Origin of the sequence: Desulfosarcina cetonica JCM 12296, from assembly GCF_001311845.1 — a bacterium.
Classification (GTDB): Bacteria; Desulfobacterota; Desulfobacteria; order Desulfobacterales; family Desulfosarcinaceae; genus Desulfosarcina; species Desulfosarcina cetonica.
In genome coordinates this window covers 1-6925 of sequence record NZ_BBCC01000265.1, presented here as the reverse complement: position 1 = coordinate 6925, position 6925 = coordinate 1, and the positions used below count along the sequence as shown (strand labels likewise).

Here is a 6925-nt window from a genome sequence, read left to right as displayed (position 1 = left end):
GCCGTGCGCGGATCGTGAAGGACCGCACGGCATTGGCGGCCGCCGTTGCCGCTTTTGAGTCGACCCATCGCGCGCTTGAAACAGCGGTTGCCGCCATGGATGCGGAAGCCGCCAGCTGGAGGAGCGGGAGCGCGCGCTTTCCGAGAAGCTGTCCCAAACCGACAGCATGATCAACGAACTGGTGGGGGTGATTCGGGTCAACGCCAAGGAGGTCGACGGGCTGATCGCCCAGAACCTGCAGACCGCGCTCAACGCGTCCGTTCCCTCCTTTCTGGAAGCCGTGGCCCAAGACGCGCATTTTCCCGGCATGGACGATGTCCGCGCCCTGGCCAAGGGCGTGTTCGACCAGATCGCCGCGACCGGTGAAGTGGCCGTGCGAAAAGGCACGATTGTCGATCGGGCCGGACGCAACGTCGATGCCGAGGTGCTGTTCATCGGGCCCTTTACGGCCGCCTATCGCACCGCCGACGAAACCGGATTCTGCAACTACGCCTCGTCCGGCAAAACGCTGTACGCCCTGTCGCGCCTGCCCACGCGGCGCATGCAGGCCGCCATCGGCCGGTATATGGACGGAGAGAGCGATAGCGTGCCCATGGATATTTCCCGCGGCGGTGCCTTGCGCCAGCTGACCCACGAGCTCAACCTCTGGGAGCAGATTCCCAAGGGCGGGCCCATTGTCTGGCCGATTCTCCTCATTCTGGCCGTGGGCATCCTGATCGTGATCGAACGGGTGATCTTTCTATTAAGGAACCGGTTCGATGCCGACAAACTGGTCCGGGCCATCGAATCCAACGGCCTTGCCCGCGATTGGCAGGCCTGCACGGCGGTTTGCGACCAGCATGCCGCCATTCCGGTGGCCAGGGTCGTCAAGGCGGGCCTGGAATGTGGCGACATGCAGCGGGAGGAGGTGGAAAATGCACTTCAGGAGGCCATTTTGAAAGAGGTTCCCCCCATGGAGCGGTTTCTGTCGACGCTCGGCATGCTGGCCGCCATCGCACCGCTCTTGGGCCTGCTGGGCACGGTGACCGGCATGATCGATACCTTCCACGTGATCACCCTGCACGGCACCGGTGATCCGCGGCTGATGTCGGGCGGCATCTCGGAGGCCCTGGTGACCACCATGCTGGGACTCACGGTGGCCATTCCGCTGATGCTTTCCCAGACATTGCTCAGCCGTTCCGTGGACAAGCGCATCGGCGAAATGGAAGAGAAGGCCGTGGCCCTGGTCAACATTCTGCATAAATGCAGGGGAACCCGGTGATCGATACACTGACCATGGAGGTCATGCGTCTGGAGGCCTATTTCCGCGCCGGCGGTGTGGCCATGCTGCCGCTGGCGCTGGTCAGTTTGGCCATGTGGCTGCTGATCGTGGATCGGGCCATTTTCTTCAGGCGCCTGTACCACAAGAATATGCCGCTGGCGATTGCCTTGGCGCATATCCGCGACGACCGCCTGCCGGACCCCCGCGAGTATCGGGGCGCCGTTTCCCTGTTGGTGGCGCGGTTCATCCAGCGTCGCAGCCACGACCGATCGCTGGACCAGTTCATCCTTGATGAAACCGTGCTTTCCATCAACCGATCCCTGGGTGATCATCTGGCCGTGATCGGCGTTTTGGCCGCCATTGCGCCGCTGTTGGGGCTGCTCGGCACGGTCACCGGCATGATCGACACTTTCGATATCCTGTCGGTATTCGGCACGGGCAACGCCAAGGGCATGGCCGGCGGTATTTCAGAGGCCCTGATCACGACCCAGACCGGCCTCCTGGTGGCGATTCCCGGCCTGTACATGAAGGGCTTTCTGGATCGCCGCGCGCGCAACTTGCAGCAGCGGGTTGCCCGGGCGGGGTATCATCTGAGAAGACAAATATGACGAATTCGTAAAAAAACCGATATCGGCGTTACGCGTATCCCTCGTCACTGCGGCGTACGCAAAAGTACGCCTCATTCCTCGGGCTTCGCAAGCCTTGATCTCGGGTTTTTTACGAATTCGTCAAATAGGAGCCAAACCATGCTCAACATTTCGGCCGCCCGCCGTCGAAACCGGGCGACCACGGAACTGAACATCGCGCCGCTCATCGATATGGTGTTCATTCTGCTGATTTTTTTTCTGGTCAACACCAGTTTTACCAAGGAGACCGGAATCGATGTCAATCGCCCCACGGCCGCCACGGCGGCGGTGAAGAACAAGGCCACGATTCTGATCGCCATCGATTCGGCCAACCGCGTTTTCATGGACCACCGGGAAATCGATCCCCGGGCCGTGCGGGCCAATGTCGAGCGGGCGTTGGCCGAAAACCCGGAAGGCGCCGTGGTGGTGGTGGCCGACAAGGCCAGCAGCACCGGTGCGGCGATCCAGGTCATGGATGGTTGTCGCATAGCCGGTGCACAGCAGGTTTCCCTGGCGGCCAGCGTGCCCCAGGGAGAGTGACGGGAACGAAACATGCAGTCATCAACCCTGCCTGCCAATTATGACGATTCTTTTCACCGCCGCCGGTGGGGGGATTGGGTGGTTGCCGGCGCCATTGCCGCGGGACTGAACCTGATGCTCTTTTGGCTGATGCCGCACTTGGTGGATCCGACGCCCGCGCCATCATCCATTGAGACCCTGGTTTCCCAGATCAATGTGATTCGCATGCCAAAACCGGACACCGAGATTCGGCGCAAACCGTCCCCGCCACCCAAGCCGCCGGTGACAAAACCGGTTCAAGCGCCTGACGCAACGCCCCGTCAGGTGATGCAACACAAGCTGACCCTGCCGTTTGAAGTCAATCCGCGGCTACCCGCCGGACCCAACAGCCTGGTTCTGCCCCCCCTGGCCTACGCGCCCTTGGCGAGCCCGGCACCTGTGCAGGGGACCTTCACCGCCAGTCAATTGGATGGCCCCTTGACGACCCTGACCCGTATTCCGCCGGTTTATCCGATCCAGGCCCGGCGACGCGGCATCGAGGGGTGGGTCAAGGTTACCTTTATCGTCGATGAGACCGGCCGGGTCGGATCCATCACCATTTTGGCGGCTGAACCCCAAGGGCTTTTCGACAGCAGTGTGCGACGCTGTGTGAGGGGCTGGCGTTTCAAACCGGGGACCGTCGAGGGTGTTCCGGTGAAGGCGCAGGTGGAGACGGTGATTCGGTTCGAATTGGAATAAGCAGACGGTGTCGTAACAAGTCCAATATCTGCGTTACGCGTATCCCTCGTCACTGCGACGTACACTGAGTACGCCTCATTCCTCGGGATTCGCAAGCCTTGATCTTGAACTTGTTACGACGCCGTCCGAAAAACGACTTTTTACGAGGTCATCAAGTATGGCAGTCGCAAAATGGCTTCAATTTGTGGGCGTGTTGCTGATTTTAACAGCCACTTCCGCGTGCGGAATCGCCCATGCGGCAGACCCGCGCATTTCCCTGCCGTTGCCGGCGCAACTGGTATTGGTCAAGGCCCAGTCCCTGATCCAGGCCAAGCAGGTCGCGCGTGCCATTAAAACCCTTCAGGATTTCCAGGCCCGTGGCGGACCCGCGCCTTCGCCCGGTGAACCGGACCCCCAGGGGTACCACCATCCGGAAATCGATTTCTGCCTGGGCAATTGTTTTTTGATGAGCAAGCAATACAAGGCTGCGGCGGCGGCCTACCGGCGAGCACTGGCCCGCGATGCCGGCCATACCTTCGCCTGGCTGAACCTGGCCAATGCCAATTATGAACTGAATCGCCATGCCGACGCCGGACGGTGTTTCGAAAAGGCCTATGCGACCGCGACCGAGAAAAAACCGGAGTATCTCTACTATGGGGCCGCGGCCTATTTGATGGCCGGTGACGGTCGCCACGCCATCGACATTTTCGACCGGTTGGCCACCGGTCATCCGCGGGCCATGAAGCCGGAGTGGAACGAATACCGGGTCCATGCCCTGCTCGCCGCGAATCAATCCCGGCGTGCCTTGCCGTTGATCCGGGATTTGGTTCGGATTTACACCGGAGACAAAAAGATCCAATGGCAGGAAATTTTGCTTCAGCAGTACATGCAGCTGGAGATGTCGCGTCAGGCCATCGACTTGGCGCAGGACCTCGCCCGTCAAAATCCCACCCTGGCCAAGTGGTGGAAAGCCCTGGCCCACGTTCAATTGAATGCCGGCCGCTATGAGGCGGCGTTGACGGCCCTGACCGTCTATTCCTTTCTCACGCCGCTGACCCTGGAAGAGAAAAAACTACTGGCGGACCTGAATCTGCAATTGGACATTCCGGTCAAGGCCGCGCCACTCTATGAAGCCTGTTTGAAGGCTGGTTCCGACAAACGCGTGCTTCGGCAACTGGCCATTGCCTATCAGCAGCAGGGCCAGCCGGAACGTGCGCTGGCCGCGATCGGCAAAAGCGGGACGGCTCTGGACCCGGACATCCTGATGCTCAAGGGGGAGCTGCATTACGGCCTGAAACAGTACAAACAGGCCATTTCCGCCTATCGCCAGGTGGCCGCAAGAAACGGCTCGCACGCCGGTCGCGCCTGGCTGATGGCCGGCTATGCGGCCTGGCAGATGAACGATATTGCCGCCAGCAAAGCGGCCTTTGCCAGGGCGGCCCAATACAGTAAGCAGCGTAAGGCGGCCAATTCGGCCCTCCATCGGCTGCCCCAGGCGTCCACGGGCCAGGCGGACGAACGGCTTCGGCTGGCCCACAACACAACCCCACCGACCAAGAGGTGAATCCCATGCAGGACTATCGCAACCAACGCTTTTGGGTCTCCAGTCTGGGCCCCTTGTATCGGATCAGTTTGGAACGGTTTGCCCATCATTTGGAAAACACGGACGGCAAGCCGCTTCGGGTCGATGACCTGGCTGTCGACCAGCCGTTTTTCGTTTTCTTTGAAAGCGGAACGGGGCTGACGCGAACCTCGGCAACGAGAATTGCCTGATCGCCGGCACGGGAAGAGAGAACCATCGTGTTGACCAATTCGATCCATTTGATCAGTGGACACCTGCTTTTCAAGATCGCCACCGGGCTGTACGGGTTGAGCCTGATCCATGGCGCTTTCTTCGGACCAACGCGGCGCATGCTGGTTTTTCTTCTCCCGGCGCTGCTGGCCAATGCGCTGGTGGTGGCGTGGCGTTATTGGGTCGCCTGGCCCATGTTGCCCATGTACATGGGGCCCGTGGTGTTGCCGCTGATCCTGGGCGGCATGGCTCTGGGCGCCCGCCATCAATGGGCCGGCCGGACGCAAAATGGCATTCTCACCCTGGTCGTGATCATCGCCCTGGGGGCGGTGCTGTTCCCCAAGGACTACTACATCCCGTTTCTCAAATCCCAAACCGCATGGGCCCATCTTTTTTTCTGGTTGGGAGTGGCGGGGCGGGGGTGTTTTCTGGTGGCCGCGATCCAGGCCATGGCGGGCCTGCGCAAGAAAAACGGCCGCCCGGCCTTTTCCCGATCCGTGCCATGGATCGCTTGGGGCTTCGCCTTCTGGACCCTTTCCATGTTCACCGGGGAATTGTGGTCCTACGTGGGCTGGGGGACACCCGTGGTCTGGGACGATCCGGCCATAACGACGACAATGGCGACCTGGTTCTTCTATGTTGGTCTGCTGCATCTGCATTTAACCGGATCCTGGACCGCCCGCGGAAGATGCGCTTTTACTGCCGTCGGCGGGCTCATGGTGCTGGGACTGACCTATGCGCCGGAGTTGGGGCCGTTTCGCTGGCCGCTTGGATGATCGACGGATATCCCTGAACATGAGCAATACGATGAATGGCCTGATCAAAATTGTATGGAAGCAGCTCGGTGGTATCCATTTGACGGTGATTCTCTGCCTTTTCTTGGTGATTGATTTGACCATCGGGTATATCTGTTTGAATCGCCACACCATCCTTTTCGCGCCGTTGAACGATGTCGGCCTGATGGCCTGGATCCGGACCTACGGCAGGACCAACCTTGCCCGCACGGCCTGGTTCTTCGCGCTCTTGCTGCTGCTGACCCTGTTGTGCATCAACACATTCGTGTGTACCACGGACCGCGTGGCGGTTCTCATCGCCCGCCGTAGCCACATTGCCCGCCAGCACTTTGTGTTCAAGTTCGCGCCGCACATCATGCACTATGCCATGATTGTCATCCTCGTCGGCTATTTGTGCAGCTACCTTTTTGCCGAGGTCCTGGTCAGTCGAACGTTGATTCCCGGCATGCCCTTCCGCCTGCCCGGCAGCGATATTCATATCACCCTGGTCGAGCTCGATCCGCTCTATTACCCAGGCAGCCGCCTGCCGGCCTTCGAGAACCGGGTGTTGCAACCCCGGGCCCGGCTGCGGGTCGTCGAGGGTGATCGGCAGCGGACGGCCACCTTGAACATCAACCACCCATTGCGATGCCATGGGTACAGCCTGTTCCTGAAGGATTTCACGCCCAAACGGAAAGAAGGGGGCATGAATCGGTCGGTGCGCATCGACCTGACCGTGCGCAAGGATCCGGGGGTGCCGCTCTACCTGGCCGGTATCGTTTTGTTTTCCGTGGGGCTGGCCCTGTACCTGGCCGAGTGGGTGGTTCTGCGCAACCTGCGTTTCAAGCCGATCGTGGCCACGAAAGGCGAGACGTGAAGGATGAGACGTGAAGGACGAGGGCATCGGGAAAAATGGCATTCACCGATGTTCGACAGGATCGCCATTGATCGAAACGGTCTAACCCAGCAAGGGAAACCAACGATGCAATCCGTGAATCGCTCGTGTTTAATGGTGCCGCTTTTTCTGGCGGTGCTGATCATTTGTGCCTGTTCAAATACCGAAGACAAAAAAAAAGGCGATTTTCTCCAGATCGGTGAGTTTACCGTCAATCGGATCTCTGACCGGCGTACCGATGTCCGGGACGGCGCCGGCCGCACCCTGGTGCTGATTCCCCGGGATGCCGCGCGCCCGCGGATGTGGTCCCTGTCCACATCGTGCGCACGCCGGTCAAGCGGG

8 protein-coding genes and 1 pseudogene are annotated in these 6925 nt (G+C 60.4%); all 9 read left to right on the top strand.

Going from position 1 to position 6925, the window contains the following annotated elements; translation table 11 throughout:
- Positions 1-166 precede the first annotated feature (166 nt).
- Positions 167-1261, top strand: coding sequence for a MotA/TolQ/ExbB proton channel family protein (locus tag JCM12296_RS31360; RefSeq protein WP_054701329.1), 1095 nt, complete (start codon positions 167-169; stop codon positions 1259-1261).
- A complete protein-coding gene (locus JCM12296_RS31355; RefSeq protein WP_306304175.1) occupies positions 1258-1869 on the top strand; it encodes a MotA/TolQ/ExbB proton channel family protein in 612 nt (203 codons plus the stop codon). The genes JCM12296_RS31360 and JCM12296_RS31355 overlap by 4 nt, the downstream gene beginning before the upstream one ends.
- Positions 1870-2007: 138 nt before the next feature.
- Positions 2008-2427 (top strand): ExbD/TolR family protein, encoded by a 420-nt coding sequence (locus JCM12296_RS31350; RefSeq protein WP_054701328.1) that lies wholly within the window; start codon positions 2008-2010, stop codon positions 2425-2427.
- Between the two features lie 12 nt (positions 2428-2439).
- Positions 2440-3144: an energy transducer TonB gene (locus tag JCM12296_RS31345; protein WP_054701326.1), complete on the top strand. Its 705-nt coding sequence runs from the start codon at positions 2440-2442 to the stop codon at positions 3142-3144.
- Between the two features lie 157 nt (positions 3145-3301).
- Positions 3302-4687 (top strand): tetratricopeptide repeat protein, encoded by a 1386-nt coding sequence (locus JCM12296_RS31340; RefSeq protein ID WP_083456698.1) that lies wholly within the window; start codon positions 3302-3304, stop codon positions 4685-4687.
- 5 nt (positions 4688-4692) lie between these two features.
- The gene (locus JCM12296_RS31335; RefSeq protein ID WP_054701321.1) at positions 4693-4896 is read left to right on the top strand and encodes a hypothetical protein; all 204 of its coding nucleotides are present in this window, start codon (positions 4693-4695) and stop codon (positions 4894-4896) included.
- A 27-nt stretch (positions 4897-4923) separates the two neighbouring features.
- The gene (ccsA, locus tag JCM12296_RS31330) at positions 4924-5691 is read left to right on the top strand and encodes a cytochrome c biogenesis protein CcsA (RefSeq protein WP_054701319.1); all 768 of its coding nucleotides are present in this window, start codon (positions 4924-4926) and stop codon (positions 5689-5691) included.
- A gap of 19 nt (positions 5692-5710) precedes the next feature.
- Positions 5711-6565 (top strand): hypothetical protein, encoded by an 855-nt coding sequence (locus tag JCM12296_RS31325; protein ID WP_054701316.1) that lies wholly within the window; start codon positions 5711-5713, stop codon positions 6563-6565.
- 105 nt (positions 6566-6670) lie between these two features.
- Positions 6671-6925 (top strand): annotated as a pseudogene (locus JCM12296_RS31320) (hypothetical protein); the annotation flags it as partial.

Coding starts and splice junctions, on each gene's coding strand:
- JCM12296_RS31360 (WP_054701329.1), top strand. CDS start 167: ATGATCAACGAACTGGTGGGGGTGATTCGGGTCAACGCCAAGGAGGTC.
- JCM12296_RS31350 (WP_054701328.1), top strand. CDS start 2,008: ATGCTCAACATTTCGGCCGCCCGCCGTCGAAACCGGGCGACCACGGAA.
- JCM12296_RS31345 (WP_054701326.1), top strand. CDS start 2,440: ATGCAGTCATCAACCCTGCCTGCCAATTATGACGATTCTTTTCACCGC.
- JCM12296_RS31340 (WP_083456698.1), top strand. CDS start 3,302: ATGGCAGTCGCAAAATGGCTTCAATTTGTGGGCGTGTTGCTGATTTTA.
- JCM12296_RS31335 (WP_054701321.1), top strand. CDS start 4,693: ATGCAGGACTATCGCAACCAACGCTTTTGGGTCTCCAGTCTGGGCCCC.
- JCM12296_RS31325 (WP_054701316.1), top strand. CDS start 5,711: ATGAGCAATACGATGAATGGCCTGATCAAAATTGTATGGAAGCAGCTC.